Here is a 19389-nt window from a genome sequence, read left to right as displayed (position 1 = left end):
CTCTATCTATTTGTTGGTGAATTTTAAAAAGTTAGAAATAAGAAATGCTATTTATGTCTCTTAAGTAGTTATTTTAATTGTATAAATTAATTTTATTTAAAAAATTGGGAGAGACTAGGCTGTAAAATAGAGAACCGTATCTATTACTGTAAATAAATGAAAACAGTAAGAAATAGTATGAACATTATTATGCGAAGCGCGCTTAATTTACATTATTAAAATTAAAATACTATTTATTTCAATATAAGGGTGATCTGAGCTGTGTTTTTCTGTACAATGTCGCCGCCCACGTTATCCACCCCCCAAAATATTAATATGGTGGATCTGTTGTTTACGCTTGACGTATTCGAAGGGATACGGAATGGCAAATACATTTTTGATTACTAAATTTGGTAATCTTTTTTTTAAATCATTAATTATGGGTATAACTTAATGAAAACTTTTGTTGCTAAACCAGCTGAAGTAAAACGCGACTGGTACGTAGTAGATGCTGAAGGTAAAACTCTTGGTCGTCTAGCTACTGAAATTGCTCTACGTTTACGTGGTAAACATAAAGCTGAATACACTCCGCATGTTGATACAGGCGATTACATTGTTATCATCAATGCAGAAAAAATTACTGTAACGGGTAACAAAGCTAAAGGTAAAATTTACTACCACCATACTGGTTTCATCGGTGGCATTAAATCAATTAGCTTCGAAGATTTAATCGTACGTGCGCCTGAGCGTGTTATTGAGAAAGCTGTTAAAGGTATGTTGCCAAAAGGTCCTCTAGGACGCGCAATGTTCCGTAAATTGAAAGTTTATGCTGGTTCTGAGCATCAACATTCAGCACAGCAACCACAAGTTTTAGACATCTAATAGGATTAAAACAATGGCAAATCAATATTACGGCACAGGTCGTCGCAAAAGCTCAACAGCTCGTGTATTTTTAAAAGCTGGTAGCGGAAAAATTACTATTAACAAACGCAATATCGATGAATACTTTGGTCGTGAAACTGCGTGTATGGTTGTTCGTCAACCACTAGAACTTGTTAATGCAACTGAAAAATTTGACTTAAATATCACTGTTAAAGGTGGTGGTAACACTGGTCAATCTGGTGCTATCCGTTTGGGTATCACTCGTGCTCTAATGCAGTATGACGAAACTCTACGTTCTGAATTACGTGGTGCAGGCTTTGTAACTCGTGATGCTCGTATCGTTGAGCGTAAGAAAGTTGGTCTACATAAAGCGCGTAAACGTCCACAATTCTCAAAACGTTAATATTCGTTTCAGAATTGCAAAAACCCAGCATATGCTGGGTTTTTTTTTGCTTGTTATTTATTCAACTAATGTTTATTGTTTTTTAATAAGTGAAATATAGCAGCTATATAATGTTTATTTTTAATCGAATGGATTATGAGATACTGCTTAACTAAAAGTCAGTATGATCTGGTTTAGCATTTGGTTATTGATGTGCATAATAATTTTAAGGTAATTAATGATTAAGGGGAAAAGAATGTTAGCGGATTCAATGGTTGAAAAGCTTAATGACCAGATTAATTTAGAGTTTTATTCATCTAATTTATATTTGCAAATGAGTGCTTGGTGTGAAGATAAGGGGTATGAGGGCGCTGCGTTAATGTTACGAGAGCATGCAGCCGAAGAGATGATTCATATGAATCGTTTATTTACCTATGTCAGTGAAACAGGAGCGTTTCCAATTTTAGGTGCGATTGAAGCGCCACCGTATCAATTTGCTTCATTGAAAGAGGTCTTTGTAGAAACCTATGCACATGAATGCCTGATTACTAAAAAAATTAATGAGTTAACGCATACGGCATTTACGACTCAAGATTATTCTACTTTTAACTTTCTACAATGGTATGTCGCTGAACAGCACGAAGAAGAAAAGCTCTTTAAAGGTATCTTAGATAAAATAGAACTGGTTGGAGAAGATGGGAAAGCATTATTCTGGATCGATAAAGATCTTGCTGCATTGGCAGAAACAGGTTCACCATCAATACTAGATAGTGAAGCTTAGTTTGCATTTTTCATAATAAATAAAAGTATGATCTTTACCTCGTTACTTATGCAAACTGATCCGATCAGTTTGCTCTGCATGCCAGATTTCTGGTAAACTCGTTGAAATTACGCTAGCAAGATAAATAAGTTAAAGCATGAAAGTTTATTTGTTATTTAGGCACAAATCATTCTATTGATTTTATCTTCTTCTTCGTTACTTACATTGAATTTCAGTTATATTTTTAATATTTATAGCTGAGGTTTTCATTTGCAAAATTTATATTTAATTAAAAATAATAAGGGATATTCATGGCCGTATCTACAAATAAACGTTCTGTAATGACACTCTTCTCGGGTGCTTCAGATCTTTATAGTCATCAAACACGCATTGTTTTAGCAGAAAAAGGGGTTAATGTTGAGATCACTTTTGTTGATGATGAAAATTGGCCAGAAGAGTTGGCTGAATTAAATCCTTATAACACAGTACCTACATTAGTTGATCGTGATTTAGTCTTATATAACTCACGTATCATTATGGAATATTTAGACGAGCGTTTTCCTCATCCACCATTAATGCCTGTTTACCCTGTTGAACGTGGTAAAAGTCGTTTGATGATGGAACGTGTAGAAAGCGATTGGTATCCATTAGTTCATCAAATTATGGGGAATGATAAGGAAGCTGCTGATGCTGCACGTACAAAATTACGTGATGCTATTTTGCTTATCGCACCTGTTTTTGACCATTTTGATTACTTTATGTCTGAAGAATTTACATTAGTTGATTGTTACATGGCACCGCTTCTATGGCGTTTACCTGAATTAGATATTGATTTAGGCTTTGAAAATGTAGGTGGTATTAAAAGTTATATGGTTCGTGTTTTTGAGCGTGAATCGTTCCAAGCATCAATGACTGAAGCTGAACGAGAAATTCGAGTTGGTGCGTAGTCATCGCCAATTTTTAATTTAACATGATTGTAAAGTGGCTTTATTGAAATATAAGGCGACTCGCATAATAGGAACTTATTTATGAATACAATGTTGGTACAACGCCCATATTTACTTCGTGCTTATTATGATTGGATTGTCGATAGCGAATATACGCCACATATCATTGTGGATGCGACGCAACCACATGTTGAAGTGCCTCAGCAATTTGTTGAAGATGGTAAAATCATTTTGAATATTGCACCGCGTTCAGTGATGCAATTTTCTATGGATGAAGATGCTGTTAGATTTAATGCGCGTTTTTCTGGACAACCAATGCAAGTATATGTGCCGATTTATGCTATTGAAGGGATTTACGCAAGAGAAAATAATGCTGGTACTATTTTTCCGGAAGAGCCTGCATATCAAGCATTAAATACTGAAGCAAAACCCACTGAGCCTAAACCAGATAACGATAAGAAACGACCGACCTTAAGCGTTGTAAAATAATTTGATACTAGACGATAGTGATTTATCACTATCGTTTTTATATTCCTTACCAATTTCACTCAATACTGTTCAATTCTTCGCTTAAAACGGCATAATCATGAATAGAAGGGCAATGCATAAATTTTTTATGTTGTGCTTGTGAATCTGGATTTTCTATACCAAGTACGTAGCGAATTCCAAATTGTTTTGCCACCAATAACAGTTCTTCATTATCATCAATAAATAATGTACGTTTAGGATCAAAAGGATGACGTTCGATAAAAGCATGCCAAAGCGACAGCGATTCTTTGCAATGGCCAAATTCATGGGTTGAGTAAATATGGTCGAGCAGTGTATTTAACCCTGTTTTATTGAGTTTAATGTTTAAGCTATCGGGGTGGGCATTAGTGAGTAATACGCGTTGAATTTTTTGTTTTTGTAATGCATTTAAGAAATCGGTAGCATCTTTACGCATTGCGATACTATCTGCATGGTCGATATTTAATTGTTGAATATCGATATTAATTTTCTTTGTCCAATAGTCCGTACAATACCAATTTAAGCTTCCTTTTACTAAATCACACTGTTTAAAAAAGGCTTGTTGAGCTTGATCAAATGAAATATTTTGTTGGAGTGCAAGTGCGTTAGGCACATGGTGTAGCCAGAATCGATTATCATAATGAAGGTCAAGTAAGGTGCCATCCATATCAAGCAGTACAGTATCAATGTTATTCCAGTTGAACATATGATGTTGGGATACTTTGCTTGTATAAGCTTTATTTGCCGTCATAATGACCTTTCCTTGTGCCCTTGAGTACTATTTCTTTTTCAATGAGTACTTATTTCTGGTACGACGAGAAATAACTAAATAAATATACAACCAAGTTAAAATCAGTATTGAATAAAGATAAAGCGGTAAAGAGCCATAGGTTTGATAAGGTGTTTTACCAAAAGCAGGGGCGATTTCTTTACTAAGTACGGCATCCGTATTCGACTCAAGTCGTCCTATTTCTTCACCGTGGCTACCATAAATCGCTGTGATACCATTGTTAGTACTACGAAGAAGTGGGCGAGCAAATTCGATGGCCCGCATACGTGCAATTTGCAAATGTTGAGCAGGCCCAATTGAATCGCCAAACCATGCGTCATTACTTAATGTTAAGAGCATGCCAGTGTCTTCGCGGACATTCTTACGAAGTAATTCTGGAAATGCAATTTCATAGCATAGCGCCGCTGCAAAGCTAGTTTGTAAGGTTTGTAAATTCGGTTGAACTTCTTGACCACGTTGAAAGCTAGACATTGGTAAATTAAAGTAAGGCGCGAGTGGGCGAAGGTATTTTTCAAAGGGGACGAATTCGCCAATCGGGAGGAGATGATGCTTCTGATAACGATTTTTACTTTGCATTGAGTATTCATCACCAGCTGGTAATTTTCCTAACGTAATTATAGAGTTTCGGTACTCATCTTGTTGAACTCTATAACCAATAATACCGCTAATCAGCGTTTTATTTCGACTGGCTAAGTCTTCAGAAAGTGGCAATAAAAAGCGCTGCATATCAACCTCTAGCGCTGCTATTGCCGATTCAGGCCAAATGATAATTTCAGGTTGATCTTCGTGATTAGTTTTACTGAGATCCAAGTACTTCATTACTGATGGATACAGTTCTTCAGGTTGCCATTTTTTATTTTGGTCAATATTCCCTTGAACGAGTGAAATTAATACTGGTGATTGTAATTCAGTATAATTTTGTTTTTGTAACAAAGTTCCTGTAACAACTAATGACACGATTATCGTGATATTTAATGGGATCCTGTGGCGTTTAATAATGAGCGTCAATGCGCCGCAAATCATCACAATTGCAAGGGTTACACCTTGTACACCTAATAATGGTGCAAAACCAATTAGCGGGGTATCTGCATGACTATAACCGAGGTATGCCCATGGAAAACCAGTTAAAAACCACCCTCGTAGCCAATCTGAGAGTAGCCAAAAAACAGGTAGTACAAATAAATAGCGCAGTGAATTGGGAATTTCTGGTAAACGCGTCGTCACCCATAATGCCAAGGTTGGGAAGATGGCGAGGTATGCAGCTAATAAAATAATTAATAGGACACTGACAAATAATGGCATACCGCCAAATAAGTCCATACTGACATAAACCCAATGAATACAAGCGATAAACATTGAAAGGTTAAAAAGGTAACTAATCAGAAAGCGACGTTTAGTCGTTTCTTGTACCTGTTCAAGTAGCAAAAATAGACCAATTAAAGAAGGGTAAATCGTCCAATATTGTTCAAAGGGTGCAAATGCAAATACTTGTATTGCACCTAATAATATGGCAATGAGTGCTTGTACGAAAAAGTATTGCGTTAAGCGAAAACCTTTTCCATTGTTGCTATGGTTCAATGCGTTTTAACTCTTTAGGAAGGCGAACTTGAAGTTGTACTAAACGACGGCTATCTGCGTTGGTTACTTTGAATTTATGTTCTTTAATGGCGATAGTTTCACCTCGCCCGGGAAGATGACCGAGTTTATGGGTAATTAATCCACCAATTGTGTCTTGGTCTTCCGTTGTAAATTTAGTTTTAAAGTATTCGTTAAAATCTTCGATTGATGTTAGTGCACTTACGGTATAGGTTTTCTTACCAATTTGGCGAATTTCTTCGATTTCGATATCATCAAATTCATCTTCAATTTCACCGACAATGACTTCTAAAATATCTTCGATAGTGACTAAACCGGAAACACCACCATATTCATCAACAACAATCGCCATATGATAACGTTGGCTTCTAAATTCAGTTAACAGGGTATCTAATCGTTTACTTTCTGGAACAACGACAGCTTCTCGAAGAACATCATCAATTTTAAATTCAGCGGATTGTTCACTAAAGCCATATTTCAGTAAATCTTTTGCAAGTAATAGACCGACAATATGATCTTTATCTTCGGTGATAACGGGGAAACGTGAGTGAGCTGAATCAATAATTTCTGGGAGAAACTCATCAACGGTTTGATGTAGTCCTAGTGTGATCATTTGAGAGCGTGGGATCATAATATCACGAACGCGAAGTTGCGATATGTCTAATACACCTTTAATCATCTCTTTGGTTTTGTAATCAATTACCTGGCGATCTTTTGCTTCATCAATTACTTCTAATAGCTCACTTTGATTTTTTGGCTCGCCTTGGAAAAAATTGCCAATCATATCAAAAAGACCATTTTTAGAATTATCTTGTTCTGTTACCTTGTCATCCGACATTAATTTTATTTACTCTTTTTCACTGAAATAAGGATCGCTAAAACCCAACTCGATAAGTAACCTTGTTTCCAAAGCTTCCATTTCGAGTGCTTCTTGCTCGTCAATATGATCATATCCTAATAAATGCAACGTGCCATGTATCAGCATATGTGCCCAATGTTCAGTCAATGTTTTATTTTGTTCTTGGGCTTCATTTTCAACTATTTTTTTACAGACTACCAGATCACCCAATAAAGGCAATGTTATACCAGGCGGATTTTGAAAGGGAAACGACAAAACGTTAGTTGGCTTGTGTTTATTTCTATATTGACCGTTTAATTGTTGACTTTCTTCCGAGTCAACTACACGTATCGTTAGTTCTGCTTCTTCTTTAGGTGATGTGCCTGCAATAATTGTGCTTTGAATCCATTGTTCAATGGATTCAATAGAGGGAATATTATGGTCATTTTCGCTGACAACTTGCAGATCAACAAACAATTCCATTAGCTATTTTCCTGCTCATTTTTGGCTATTTCAGCTTTGCGATCAAAGGCTTCATAGGCTTTTACAATACGCGCGACGACGGGATGACGGACTACATCATCGGCAAGGAAGAAGCTAAAGCTGATATCTTCAACATCAGTCAGCACTTCTATTGCATGTCTTAAGCCTGATTTTTGGTGGCGTGGTAAATCAATTTGAGTGATGTCACCAGTAATAACTGCTCTTGAGTTAAAGCCAATACGGGTTAGAAACATTTTCATTTGTTCAACCGTGGTATTTTGACTTTCATCTAAAATCACAAAAGCATCATTTAGTGTACGACCACGCATATAAGCAAGTGGTGCAATTTCAATGATATTTTTTTCAATTAATTTTTCTACTTTTTCAAAACCAAGCATTTCAAAAAGTGCATCATATAAAGGACGTAAGTATGGGTCGACTTTTTGTGATAAATCGCCAGGTAAAAAACCTAATTTTTCGCCAGCTTCAACAGCGGGGCGAGTCAGTAAAATACGACGTACTTCTTGACGCTCTAAGGCTTCCACTGCACAAGCCACGGCAAGGTAGGTTTTACCTGTACCGGCAGGGCCAACACCAAAACTGATGTCGTTAGTGAGTATGTGGTTAACGTATTTTGTTTGATTTTCACCACGCGGCTTAATAACGCCACGCTTAGTTTTGATGGTTAAACTTTGATAACTAACCGATTCCGTTGATGACTGTACTTCCAATAAACGGTGATTTGAAAATAAATCTTGCAAGGCCAGATGCACATCCTCTGAAGGAAGAGCCGCTGCTTTACCCTTAATTGTTTGTGTTTCTATATACAGGTTTTTCAATAGATCAACGCATGCTTGTGCATAACGATGCTCACCCATTACTTGAAAATGTGCATTTTTATAGACGATTTCGACACCTAAACGGCGTTCAATTTGTTTAATATTATCATCAAATGCACCGCATAAAACAGCAAGGCGGTGCGAGTCTTCTGGCACAAGGTCAATATGAAGCGTTGTTAATTTGGTATTCAAAATATTTGGGGCCTTTTACTCAGGAATAAATGTTGAAACACCCAGTGTGTCTTTATGTTTGTTCATTATATCACTTGGGCGAATTGATTCACGAAGGTTCATTTCATCTTCACCTCGAATAAACTTACCACGTATTGAATTGGTATGCACTTCAGTGATTTCAACGTCAACGAATCCACCAATTGAACGATGGTCTCCTTCGAAGTTTACAATACGATTGTTTTCGGTACGCCCATAAAGTTCCATAATATTTTTACGTGAAGGCCCTTCAACTAAAATACGTTGAATACTGCCGACCATACGACGACCAATTAACTGTGAATTTTGATGAATACGGTCCTGAAGAATCGCTAAACGTTTCTTTTTCGTTTCCAATGACACATCATCGGGCATATCTGCTGCGGGCGTGCCTGGACGTTGGCTGTAGATAAAACTATAGCTAGTATCGAAACCAATATGATTGATTAAATCCATTGTTTCTTGGAAGTCTTGATCGGTCTCATTAGGGAAGCCAACAATAAAATCAGAGCTAACGGTTAAATTAGGACGTATTGCTTTTAAGCTTGCGATACGTTCTTTATAGTATTCAGCTGTGTTGCCACGTTTCATTAAGTTAAGAATACGGTTTGAGCCTGATTGCACGGGAAGATGTAAAAAGTCGACCAATTCTGGTGTGTCACGGTAAACGTCGATAATCTCGTCGCTAAAATCAACTGGATTACTCGTGGTGTAACGAAGGCGATCAATGCCGTCAATTGATGCGACGTAACGTAATAATTGTGCGAAGGAACAAGGGCCTTCTTCATGAGTCATATCAATATATGAATTTACGTTTTGGCCAAGCAGGTTAACTTCACGAACTCCCTGTTCTGCAAGCTGTGCGATTTCAAGTAAAATATCATCGACTGGACGGCTGACTTCTTCGCCACGTGTATAAGGGACAATACAGAATGTACAATATTTTGAACAGCCTTCCATAATTGATACGAATGCTGTTGCGCCGTCTGCCTTGGGCTCTGGTAAACAGTCAAATTTCTCGATTTCAGGGAAACTAACATCAACGACAGAACCGCTTTCTTCTTTAACGGTTTTAATCATTTCAGGTAAACGATGTAATGTTTGTGGTCCAAAAACAATATCAACATAAGGTGCTCGACGACGAATGGCTTTACCTTCTTGAGAGGCCACGCAACCACCAACACCAATAACTAAACTCGGTTTTTTATCTTTGAGTTTTTTCCAACGACCAAGTTGATGAAATACTTTTTCTTGTGCCTTTTCACGGATAGAGCAGGTATTTAATAAAATAACATCAGCATCCTCAGGATTATCCGTTGTAACATAACCATTTGTGGAATTTAAAAGATCGGCCATTTTTGATGAATCATATTCATTCATCTGACAACCCCAAGTTTTGACGTGTAATTTCATACTCATAATTTTGCTGCTCATACCGTGGTTCTAAAATAAAGAGATCGCATTTTACGCAGATCAAAGCTAACTTGCTACCCTTTTACGATATCGATTTTTTCTGCATTAATTGTGAAATTTATTTACAATATCGGTTAGAAAATTTAAATGGGAAATAAATAATGAAAGACACAAAGGTAATTGTTGTTGGTGGGGGAATGGTAGGCGCGTTAACTGCATTACTATTAGCCAAGCAGGGAAAACTTATATACCTTGTTGAAAAGACACCTTGTGTTCCTATTGATGAAAATGCTCCCTTTGATTTGCGTGTTTCAGCCTTTAGTGCGCAAAGTATTAAATTATTGGAGTCTGCAGATATTTGGCACTTATTACCTAAACAACGTCTTTGTGGTTATAACGGATTACAGACTTGGGAGAAAGGCAGTCAAAAATTGACATTTAACGCGCGTGAAATTGGTTTTGATCAGCTTGGCTATATTGCAGAGAATCGTTGTATTCAAAGTGCACTGTGGCAGAAGCTGCGTGATTTCGATAATGTACATTTTTATGAAAATAGATCGGTTGTTGCTATTGAGCATCTTGAGTCTGTCGTGTCTATTGAGCTTGACGATAATCAAAGACTGCACGCTGATATATTAGTCGCCTGTGATGGTGCCCATTCGGATATTCGTCAGCAATTAGCAATTGGAGTCACTGCCTGGGATTACCGCCATCATTGTATGTTGATTAATATTAAAACCGATACTGAACAACAGAATGTGACTTGGCAAGAGTTTCGAGAAACGGGGCCCTGTGCTTTTTTACCCTTAGCTGAAAATAATGCTAGTTTAGTGTGGTATCACAGCCCGGCAAAAATAAAGCAACTGTGTGGTTTATCTAACGCACAATTAAAACTCGCTCTTATTGAACAATTTCCATTATTAGATTTTGATTTCTCTGTCGAGAATAAAGGCGCCTTTCCGCTTGTCAGGCGCCATGCTCATGATTATATAAAAGGACATTGTGCGTTACTTGGTGATGCTGCGCATACTATTAACCCATTGGCTGGGCAGGGGGTTAATTTAGGCTTTAAAGATGTGGAGTGTCTTGTTGATTTAATGAGTCAGTCTGATATGCCGATTGATAAGGTGTTAGAGAGTTATCAAGCTAAACGTAAGCCCGCTAATTTAATTATGCAAACGGCGATGGATTTCTTTTATAAAAGCAGTAAGAGTGAAATGCCCGTTCTGCGTTTATTGCGAAAAGGTCTGTTAGGTGTTGCTCAAAATAGCGGGCCATTAAAAAAGCAAGTTATGCGTTATGCAATGGGATTGTAGATTGTTTATAAAATAAAGCGTTGGATGATAAATTAATTTATTCATCATCCAACGTGTATTTATGCCGATTCACCTTGCCAAGTGAAGTGATGATTGGCTTTTTTAGATACAAACCCTTTTGCCAATAAATCAATAAATATTTGATCAACTTCTTCCGCTTTAATTTTTAGTGTATTAGCCACTGCTTTTTTACTACAACGTACGTCACCATTGCGCAAAACTGCTATTGTTTGTTGAAATAAATATTCGCTGTGTGATATCGCATGTTGTGCTTTATTAGCGGGCGTTAAAGCTGTTTGTTGAGTTTCAGATTGTTCATTATTATCTGTTTTTTTCGTTTGTTTTGATTTTGCTAAGTTTCGAGTAAATCGAAGTTCTTCGCCGATTAATCCAACAAAAAATGCAGCAAATAGATCGAGTAAAACAGACAAAAATATCACCAACCCAAGTTGCGCATCTTGGGTTTTAATTGACAGTCCGTCGGCAATACTCCCGATCAGTCCAAATACAGATCCCTGATTTGTATTTGGGAGCGAATCTCTTTGTTGTGCTAACGCAACTTGTTGCTTTCTTAGTTTGGCATTTTCTCTTTGAATTCTCGCAACCCCCGTGGCGATACGATTTAGCTCAATATATTTTTCTGCTGCAACATTATTCAATGCAATTTGTTTATCAATGGCTGTAATTTGTAAATTAAAACTCGATATTTTGCTCTGTTGTACATCGACATGCTGATGGGCCGTATTTGTCGCACTGTTGATTCCACCGATGCTACCACCAATCGAAATCGCTGCTAATACACTATAAAAGAACAGTGCAGAAAAGGATGCGCTGATATTTCTTCTTGATAGGCGCTCACCGAATTCATACCAAGCAAAAAATTTACCCAGTTCAAAGATGACAGCTAAGGATCCGAAAAGTACCTTCATCCAAAGGTTTTCATCGAGAGAAAGAAATAATAATAGGGAAAATATAATCGATGCCAAAATAGCGGCACCGGTAAAGCTGTAGACAACGGTCATTGCAAATGGCCCTTTTGCATGACGTATATGTGTATTGTTTTTATTTTTCATGATGTTATTCATTTAAAAGCGGAGAGTAAAAAAGGAGCTGTATTGTAGAGATCAAGTTAGCAAAAGGCCAGTAATAACAGTCGCTTAAAGAATCTCTAAAAAATCATATTAAGTTGTTTGTTTTTTACTCTGTTAGATTGCTGGATAAATGAATGGCTTTGGCCACATTTCCACAAATGGTTTCACGTATCCATTTGTGTCCAGGTTCATCGTCGTTACGTTTATGCCATAACAACACATATACCATGGAGGTAAATTCTATTGGTAAGGGTAGTTGTTCTAATGAATGAAGCTTTTGCGCATGTTCGGCAAATTTAGAGGGCAAGGTAAAGATCAAATCACTGTTGGCACAAACACTACTAGCGCCATAGAAATCGGGTAGTGTGCAGCTAATGTGGCGATGCTGATTGAGCTCGGCAAGGTGGTAGTCTAAGGCCCACCATTCTTTTCCTTCGCAACGTACTTGTATGTGTGACATGTTTAAATAAGCTTCCATATCCCAAGTGTTATTTTTGAGCATAGATAATATAGGATGATTTTTACGTACTAAACAGGTTTGTTGATCAGTGAATAAAGGTGTTTGAGTGATGCCTTCTGGTAGGTTATTGAGTCGATAGTCAGAAATAGGATGAAGGTCTCTCGCGGTAATGGCAAAGTCAATTTGCCCCTGTTGTAAGTCTTGCATTGATTTTTCAGTCCACCCATAGACATCTAAAATGATCTCGGGGGCTTGCTTTAATAATGGCCCTATATAGTAGGGGAGTAACGTTTCGTAGGCACTTTCTATCATCGAGAAGGTAAAGTGACGTTGGCTATTCCCCGGAGTGAAGTCCGATGGCAGTGTGACTTGATATAATCCTTGCAGTAAAGTTGGTAATTGTTGTTTTAGGTATAAAGCATGCGTAGTCGGTTTTAGTCCGTGGGCACTGCGTAAAAAAAGTGGATCACCAAAAGTAATACGCAAACGGTTTAAACTTTTACTTAAGGCCGACTGGCTTAAATGTAAACGTCCTGCAGCACGAGTGACGCTCTCCTCTTCGAGTAATACCTGTAAGGTCACTAATAAGTTAAGGTCAATTTTAGCAAGATTGTCAATATTCATAGTTATTCCTTAAAGGAAATTAGCTTTTGAAATTATGCCATTATGATTCATATCAACATTTGCGTAAACTACACACCGTTAAGTTTTACATTATTTATAGAGGAAAAAAATGCGCAACAATATTCTATCGATATTAATGCCAATGGTAATACTTGGTCCCTTGGCCATTGATATTTATTTACCATCTATGCCGATTATGGCAACTGAATTTAATATTACCGCCAATCAAGTGCAGTCAACGATTGTTTTATTTATCTTTGCATTGGGGGCAGGACAAATATTAATAGGTCCTCTTGCGGATCGTTATGGCCGTCGTCCAATTGCAATTGCAGGTATTTCGCTTTATATCATCAGCAGTTTTATTGCTGTGATCGCAAAGGATTTTAGCTGGCTTCAAACTGCTCGTGTATTACAAGGCATTGCAGCTTGTTCTTCTTCTATTGTTGTTTTTAGCGCAGTAAGGGATAGTTTTAGCCCTAAAGAAGGGGCACGATATTATAGTTATTTAAATGGCATGATTTGTATTATTCCGGCATTGGCGCCAACACTAGGGGGATTGTTAGCGTTACAGTTTGGCTGGCGTTCAACTTTTTTAGTCATGGCTTTATATGCAACTATCGTTTTACTTTTGGTTATTTTTCGATTACCAGAAACAAAACCGACTTCAACCGATAGCAGTGGTTCTCTGTATCATTGGGCACGTTTTAAACCAGTCCTTCAGGATCCGCATTTTCTTTTTTATGCAATAACTTGCATGGCTGGCATGGCAGCAATTTTGACTTATGTCTCCTATGCGCCGACTTGGTTGATTAATCATATTGGTGTTTCTGAAATTACTTTTAGCTTATTATTCGGTTTAAATGCAGCCATTAATATTATTGCTTGTTTTGTTGCTCCCTTTGTGATGAAAAAATTTGGTAATCGTCCTACTGTCATCATTGCATTATTTTGTTTGTTTTTATCTGCGTTATCGCTTTATGTTACACAAGAGTATGGTATCAATACTGGATTGATGGCTGCTTTTAATTTTATGCTACCCATGATGATTTTATGTATTGGTTTTGCTTTATTGCTGGGCCCTGCAACCAGTATGGCACTTAGTTCTTTTGGTGAACGTGCTGGTACCGCAACAGCCATGTTAGGATGCATTCAAATGAGTGGTGCTGCATTATTATCAGGATTAGTTCAAAAAATAGGTTTAAGTGGGCCTGATTCTATTATATTGTTAGTCGGTATTGTTGCTGTAAGCTTATTGGCGATTATGTTTATGTCTCGCTTTAATCATTGGCATCTTGAGCAATTAGAACCTTAGTAAATAGCTAGGGTTGGTATGTGGTATGAAGGTTATTTGTGATAGGTTGCTTGATTTATCGGCAACCAATCTTTTTATCGACCTTTTTTGTTGACAGAAACAATAGCAAAAAATATACTGCGCTCCGTCTTCGATACTTCTATCTTAAAAAGTATTTTTGATAAAATTTGTATTTCTATTAAGCTCAATTTTGGCGCTTCTAGAAAATCTGTTGATTCATTACTAAATGGATTAACAGTTAAAAAGAACAATGTCTCTTTAGCTCGGTTTGTAGAGTTGTAAAGGAATACTGTTAATTCATTATTGAACGGATTAACAGCTGAAAGAACAATATCTCTTTAGCTCGGTTTGTAGAGCTATTAGAGAACACTGATAATTCATTGTTAAACGGATTAACAGTTTAAAAGAACAATTCCTCTTTAGCTCAGTTGGTAGAGCAACGGACTGTTAATCCGTGTGTCGCTGGTTCAAGCCCAGCAAGAGGAGCCACTTTATTTAGTTTTGATTATGATTAGTCGAAACTGAAAGCGTAAGCAGACTGTTAATTCATTATTAAACGGATTAACAGTTAAAAAGAACAATTCCTCTTTAGCTCGGTTTGTAGAGCTATTAGAGAACACTGATAATTCATTATTAAACGAATTAACAGTTAAAAAGAACAATTCCTCTTTAGCTCAGTTGGTAGAGCAACGGACTGTTAATCCGTGTGTCGCTGGTTCAAGCCCAGCAAGAGGAGCCACTTTATTTAGTTTTGATTATGATTAGTCAAAACTAAAAGCGTAAGCAGACTGTTAATTCATTATTAAACGGATTATCAGTTGAAAGAACAATTCCTCTTTAGCTCGGTTTGTAGAGCTATTAGAGAATACTGTTAATTCATTATTAAACGGATTATCAGTTGAAAGAACAATTCCTCTTTAGCTCAGTTGGTAGAGCAACGGACTGTTAATCCGTGTGTCGCTGGTTCAAGCCCAGCAAGAGGAGCCACTTTATTCAGTTTTGATTATGATTAGTCGAGATTGAACGTGTGAAAACACGATAAAGATTTAAGTAAAAATAATTCCTCTTTAGCTCAGTTGGTAGAGCAACGGACTGTTAATCCGTGTGTCGCTGGTTCAAGCCCAGCAAGAGGAGCCACATTTAAAGCCTAGGTCATTGACCTAGGCTTTTTTGTTTGTATCTTATCTGTAAAATGCATGGTTTAATGTTATATCAACTTTTCCTCAAGCTAAATCATTTTTCTGAGCAAAATTGAAATCATATATTTAATGTAGTTGGTATCCCCCTCGAAAAATAAGCGTCGTAATATAAGAATATAACCTGCAATTTTTTTCATTCTGAGTCTTTACATTGCACTCAAGGCTTGAAAGCGTCACAATAAAATATATTTTATTTTAAAGGACAAAAAAGATGGGATGTTGTGATGTACCTGGTTTGATGCCGTTAGCGTTGGCATTAGAAAATATGTTGAATGAGTTGAAAAATGTATGTAAACCTATCACGTTACCTTTATCTGATTCACTCGGTTATGCATTATCCGAAGACTTGTTGTCACCCTTAAATGTGCCGCCATTTAACAATTCAGCAATGGATGGTTATGCGCTTTCACAGTTTGATTTGCAAAATTGTAGTCAAGATAATCCAGTTTCTTTAACGCTTGTTGGTACATCTATGGCGGGGGCTCCATATCTCGGTGATATTGCTGCTGGAGAATGTATCCGTATAATGACAGGGGCAGTGTTACCTAGTGCGCTTGATACCGTTGTTATGCAAGAGCAAGTTGAGGTAAATGGTAAGCAAATTACTTTTAACCATAATCCTAAGTGTGGCGATAATGTTAGATTCGAAGGTGAAGATTTAAAAAAAGGGCAAAGTGTGCTCGTTAAAGGTCACCAACTGACAGTTCGAGATATTCCACTATTAGCCTCTCTTGGTTTTGCTAAAATTAATGTATTTAGCAAACTTAATGTTGCTATATTTTCGTCCGGTGATGAATTGAAAACCGTTGGTGAAGAGCTTAATAATGGGGATATCTACGATAGTAATCGTTATGGTATGGTCGCGTTACTTTCACGATTAAATGTTGAAGTTATTGATTTAGGCATAATAAAAGATGATAAAGATGCATTGCGCGCTGCTTTTATTCAAGCGGATGCACAAGCAGATGTTGTTATTAGTAGTGGTGGAATGTCCGTCGGTGAAGCTGATTTTGTTAAAGATATTTTAAACGAACTTGGCAGTATTAGTTTTTGGAAATTAGCAATAAAACCTGGTAAACCCTTTGCTTTTGGACATTTACCTAACAGTGTCTTTTTGGGTTTACCTGGTAATCCCGTTGCTTCAATTGCAACGCTTTATCAGTTAGCGGTGCCTGCGATTGAAAAATTAAGTGGGATCACCAGTAAACCGCGAGTTCGCTTTAATGCAATCACTGAAAACAATTTAAAAAAACGCCCTGGACGTGCTGATTTTCAACGAGGTTATTATAGAGTGAATGAGCAAGGAAGTGTTGTGGTACAAAGTGCCGGTAAACAAGGCTCTGGTATTTTAAGCTCGATGAGCCAATCGAATTGCTTTATTGTACTTGCTCAGGAAAGTGGCAATGTGTCTGCCGGAGATACGGTAACGATTGAGCCTTATACACATTTATTAAATTAAATAATTTGCATGGTTAAATAATTGACTGGTCAACTAGGTTAATGCTAATTTATCATGCTACACAAAACAATAGCTCCGAGCTTTGTCTTGCTAAGTTTATGTTTTTTAATATAGATATGCATCTCAAGCCGCTTAACCAACCTGAATGTTGGTCTTAAGAAGGGTAATGTTAGAAATAACGTTGCCTCCCGTGTTTGGAAAGGAACTTACGATGCAACAATTAACGGATAACTTCCATAGGAAGTTTGAGTATTTGCGCCTGTCTATTACTGATGAATGTAATTTTAAATGTAATTACTGTCTTCCCGATGGATATCAGCGTACTCATCAAAAACAGTTTTTAAGTGAAGCTGAAATTAAAAATTTAGTCTCTGCTTTCGCTGAACTTGGCACTAAAAAAGTGCGAATCACCGGTGGCGAACCTAGCTTGCGAAAAGATTTCTCAAGTATCATATCAACTGTCTCTAATACTGCAGGTATTGTTAAAGTTGCAACAACGACAAATGGATTTAATCTGAAGAAAAATGCACAGAACTGGTTTGATGCCGGATTGAGTGCAATTAATGTCAGCGTAGATAGTTTAGATGCAAGAACTTTTCATTTAATTACCGGGAAAAATATATTCCAAAAGGTGATGGATGGTGTTGATGCTGCTTCACTGGCTGGTTTTTCGCAGGTCAAAATTAATAGTGTTTTAATGAAAGGCCTGAATGATAATAATCTTGAATTATTTATTGATTGGATTAAAGAGCAACCCATTCAACTGCGTTTTATTGAGTTAATGCAGACGGGGGATAATAGTGATTTCTTCAATAAATATCATATCTCTGGACAATCCATTAAAGAAAAATTATTGAATGCAGGGTGGATTCAAAAAGTACGTTCTAGCCATGATGGCCCTGCGCAAGTGTTTACGCACTCCGATTATCAAGGTGAAATTGGTTTAATCATGCCTTACAGTAAAAACTTTTGTGAAAACTGTAATCGATTAAGAGTGTCATCACTAGGGCGTTTACATCTCTGTTTATTCGGTGAAGAAGGGATTGATTTACGCGATTTATTAAGTTCGCCCGACGACAAAGAAAAACTAAAAGCACGAATTATTGCTTCTCTTGGCGATAAAAAAATTAGTCATTATTTAGCGCTTGGGCAAACTGGTGGCACTCCTCATTTAGCGTCAATTGGCGGATAAATAATGAAGATTGCAGGCGTTGTTCTGGCTGGTGGGTTATCGTCTCGAATGGGAAAGGATAAAACACAGTTAATTCTTGAGAATAAAACGCTATTAGCCAGGACGGTTAGTCTACTCGAACAACTTTCATTAGACGCTGTCTTTGTGAGTGGTGAACAACCCGGTTATAATTGCATTGCTGATATTTACCGTCATTTAGGTCCCTTATCGGGGATTCATGCCAGTGTTGAATCTTTATCGGCAACCTTTGATGCGATTTTTGTTATTCCCGTCGATATGCCATTATTAAGCTTGGCCGAATGCACGTTTTTATTAAATAAATTGACACAATACCCGCAAGGCGTTTTTTACCAAGCATCAATATTTCCCTTTATTTTACCTTTGAATCGAGCTGTGCAAGATTATTTATCTGCAATAATGCTCGATAATGATAAAAAAGCACGTTCTTTATATCGATTATTTACCACCTTTAGTCTGCAAGGTGTAGATTGTGCAGCGGCGCAGTCTTTTCGTTTTCAAAATAGTAATACCCCTGAAGAGTGGGATAATTGCTTATATACCTATCATAATTTACCTGAATATAAGGATAAACCATGAGTGATCATGCAAGTAGTACATTTGAACCCGCCAATATTGCCGTATTAACGGTTTCAGATACACGTACTGAAGAGACCGATTCATCAGGTGGGTACCTTGTTAAAGCCTTAAGCGCTGCGGGACATAAACTTGCCGATAAACAAATTGTAATTGATGATCCATATAAAATCCGCGCTATCGTGTCGGCTTGGATTGCTGCTGAAAATATTGACGTTATTCTTGTTACTGGTGGAACAGGCTTTACTGCTCGAGATACAACGCCGGAAGCCGTTTCTGTCTTATTTGATAAGCAAATTGAAGGTTTTGGTGAGTTATTCCGTCATATTTCTTATCTTGAAATTGGTACTTCTACCATTCAAAGTCGAGCACTCGCTGGTTTTGCCAATAAATCTGTTATTTTCTGTATGCCAGGTTCAACAGGTGCTTGCAAAACAGCATGGACGAAAATATTGGAAGAACAATTAGATTCTCGCCATAAACCGTGTAATTTTATGCCGAACATTGGGCAATAGG

General features: G+C 37.2%; 19 protein-coding genes, 4 tRNA genes and 1 riboswitch. Of the genes, 15 read left to right on the top strand and 8 right to left on the bottom strand.

Annotation, left to right across the window (positions count from 1 at the left end):
- The first annotated feature begins 432 nt into the window (after window positions 1-432).
- The 5 genes from rplM (at window position 433) to ACR30L_RS14205 (ending at window position 3439) form a co-directional block, all read left to right on the top strand.
- Entirely contained in the window at window positions 433-861 is a 429-nt protein-coding gene (rplM, locus tag ACR30L_RS14225; RefSeq protein ID WP_435234904.1) for a 50S ribosomal protein L13, read from the top strand.
- A gap of 13 nt (window positions 862-874) precedes the next feature.
- Window positions 875-1264, top strand: a complete 390-nt coding sequence (gene rpsI, locus ACR30L_RS14220) for a 30S ribosomal protein S9 (RefSeq protein WP_435234903.1) — start codon at window positions 875-877, stop codon at window positions 1262-1264.
- A gap of 235 nt (window positions 1265-1499) precedes the next feature.
- On the top strand, window positions 1500-2024 hold the full coding sequence (gene ftnA / locus ACR30L_RS14215; protein ID WP_435234902.1) for a non-heme ferritin: 525 nt from the start codon (window positions 1500-1502) through the stop codon (window positions 2022-2024).
- 290 nt (window positions 2025-2314) lie between these two features.
- Window positions 2315-2950, top strand: coding sequence for a stringent starvation protein SspA (gene sspA, locus ACR30L_RS14210; RefSeq protein ID WP_435234901.1), 636 nt, complete (start codon window positions 2315-2317; stop codon window positions 2948-2950).
- Between the two features lie 81 nt (window positions 2951-3031).
- Window positions 3032-3439, top strand: coding sequence for a ClpXP protease specificity-enhancing factor (locus ACR30L_RS14205; protein WP_435234900.1), 408 nt, complete (start codon window positions 3032-3034; stop codon window positions 3437-3439).
- Between the two features lie 55 nt (window positions 3440-3494).
- Here the strand turns inward: ACR30L_RS14205 and yrfG are convergent, their stop codons facing one another.
- From yrfG to miaB, 6 genes are read right to left on the bottom strand one after another with little or no spacing between them, the layout of a single operon-like run.
- Window positions 3495-4208, bottom strand: coding sequence for a GMP/IMP nucleotidase (gene yrfG / locus ACR30L_RS14200; RefSeq protein ID WP_435234899.1), 714 nt, complete (start codon window positions 4206-4208; stop codon window positions 3495-3497).
- A gap of 27 nt (window positions 4209-4235) precedes the next feature.
- Entirely contained in the window at window positions 4236-5825 is a 1590-nt protein-coding gene (gene lnt, locus ACR30L_RS14195; RefSeq protein WP_435234898.1) for an apolipoprotein N-acyltransferase, read from the bottom strand.
- Window positions 5815-6681, bottom strand: coding sequence for a CNNM family magnesium/cobalt transport protein CorC (gene corC / locus ACR30L_RS14190; RefSeq protein WP_435234897.1), 867 nt, complete (start codon window positions 6679-6681; stop codon window positions 5815-5817). Before corC ends, lnt begins: the two co-directional genes overlap by 11 nt.
- Window positions 6682-6690: 9 nt before the next feature.
- A complete protein-coding gene (gene ybeY / locus ACR30L_RS14185) occupies window positions 6691-7164 on the bottom strand; it encodes an rRNA maturation RNase YbeY (protein WP_435234896.1) in 474 nt (157 codons plus the stop codon).
- Window positions 7164-8195 (bottom strand): PhoH family protein, encoded by a 1032-nt coding sequence (locus ACR30L_RS14180; protein ID WP_435234895.1) that lies wholly within the window; start codon window positions 8193-8195, stop codon window positions 7164-7166. The genes ybeY and ACR30L_RS14180 overlap by 1 nt, the downstream gene beginning before the upstream one ends.
- Before the next feature lie 15 nt (window positions 8196-8210).
- Window positions 8211-9632: a tRNA (N6-isopentenyl adenosine(37)-C2)-methylthiotransferase MiaB gene (gene miaB, locus ACR30L_RS14175; RefSeq protein WP_435234894.1), complete on the bottom strand. Its 1422-nt coding sequence runs from the start codon at window positions 9630-9632 to the stop codon at window positions 8211-8213.
- Window positions 9633-9787: 155 nt separating this feature from the next.
- On the opposite strand from miaB, the gene ACR30L_RS14170 reads away from it, so the two are divergent.
- Entirely contained in the window at window positions 9788-10942 is a 1155-nt protein-coding gene (locus tag ACR30L_RS14170; RefSeq protein WP_435234893.1) for an FAD-dependent monooxygenase, read from the top strand.
- 59 nt (window positions 10943-11001) lie between these two features.
- Here the strand turns inward: ACR30L_RS14170 and ACR30L_RS14165 are convergent, their stop codons facing one another.
- Together ACR30L_RS14165 and ACR30L_RS14160 are read right to left on the bottom strand one after the other, a co-directional pair.
- The gene (locus tag ACR30L_RS14165; RefSeq protein ID WP_435234892.1) at window positions 11002-12015 is read right to left on the bottom strand and encodes a Preprotein translocase subunit SecY; all 1014 of its coding nucleotides are present in this window, start codon (window positions 12013-12015) and stop codon (window positions 11002-11004) included.
- A 124-nt stretch (window positions 12016-12139) separates the two neighbouring features.
- Window positions 12140-13117 carry a LysR family transcriptional regulator gene (locus tag ACR30L_RS14160; RefSeq protein WP_435234891.1) on the bottom strand — a complete coding sequence of 326 codons (978 nt, stop codon included), beginning with the start codon at window positions 13115-13117 and terminating at the stop codon, window positions 12140-12142.
- Between the two features lie 109 nt (window positions 13118-13226).
- Here ACR30L_RS14160 and ACR30L_RS14155 point away from each other — a divergent pair, with 109 nt between their 5' ends.
- The 9 genes from ACR30L_RS14155 to moaB all read left to right on the top strand — a co-directional run bounded on the left by ACR30L_RS14155 (window position 13227) and on the right by moaB (window position 19388).
- Entirely contained in the window at window positions 13227-14429 is a 1203-nt protein-coding gene (locus ACR30L_RS14155) for a multidrug effflux MFS transporter (RefSeq protein ID WP_435234890.1), read from the top strand.
- Between the two features lie 413 nt (window positions 14430-14842).
- Window positions 14843-14918 (top strand) — tRNA-Asn (locus tag ACR30L_RS14150).
- A 174-nt stretch (window positions 14919-15092) separates the two neighbouring features.
- Window positions 15093-15168, top strand: a tRNA-Asn gene (locus ACR30L_RS14145).
- A gap of 172 nt (window positions 15169-15340) precedes the next feature.
- Window positions 15341-15416: transfer RNA gene (locus tag ACR30L_RS14140), tRNA-Asn, on the top strand.
- Window positions 15417-15490: 74 nt separating this feature from the next.
- A tRNA-Asn gene (locus ACR30L_RS14135) sits at window positions 15491-15566 on the top strand.
- A gap of 273 nt (window positions 15567-15839) precedes the next feature.
- Complete coding sequence (gene moeA, locus ACR30L_RS14130; protein ID WP_435234889.1) at window positions 15840-17087, top strand: molybdopterin molybdotransferase MoeA; 1248 nt, start codon at window positions 15840-15842, stop codon at window positions 17085-17087.
- 61 nt (window positions 17088-17148) lie between these two features.
- Window positions 17149-17308, top strand: a riboswitch (molybdenum cofactor riboswitch).
- A complete protein-coding gene (gene moaA, locus ACR30L_RS14125; protein ID WP_435234888.1) occupies window positions 17299-18279 on the top strand; it encodes a GTP 3',8-cyclase MoaA in 981 nt (326 codons plus the stop codon). Its footprint overlaps the riboswitch before it by 10 nt.
- A 3-nt stretch (window positions 18280-18282) precedes the next feature.
- Entirely contained in the window at window positions 18283-18876 is a 594-nt protein-coding gene (locus tag ACR30L_RS14120; protein ID WP_435234887.1) for a molybdenum cofactor guanylyltransferase, read from the top strand.
- Window positions 18873-19388: a molybdenum cofactor biosynthesis protein B gene (gene moaB, locus ACR30L_RS14115; RefSeq protein WP_435234886.1), complete on the top strand. Its 516-nt coding sequence runs from the start codon at window positions 18873-18875 to the stop codon at window positions 19386-19388. The genes ACR30L_RS14120 and moaB overlap by 4 nt, the downstream gene beginning before the upstream one ends.
- The last annotated feature ends 1 nt before the right edge of the window (window position 19389 follow it).

This window comes from Psychromonas saccharinae (assembly GCF_051201515.1).
Classification (GTDB): Bacteria; Pseudomonadota; Gammaproteobacteria; order Enterobacterales; family Psychromonadaceae; genus Psychromonas.
The sequence above is the reverse complement of the archived record's forward strand: the minus strand, read 5'-3'. Positions and strand labels throughout refer to the sequence as shown.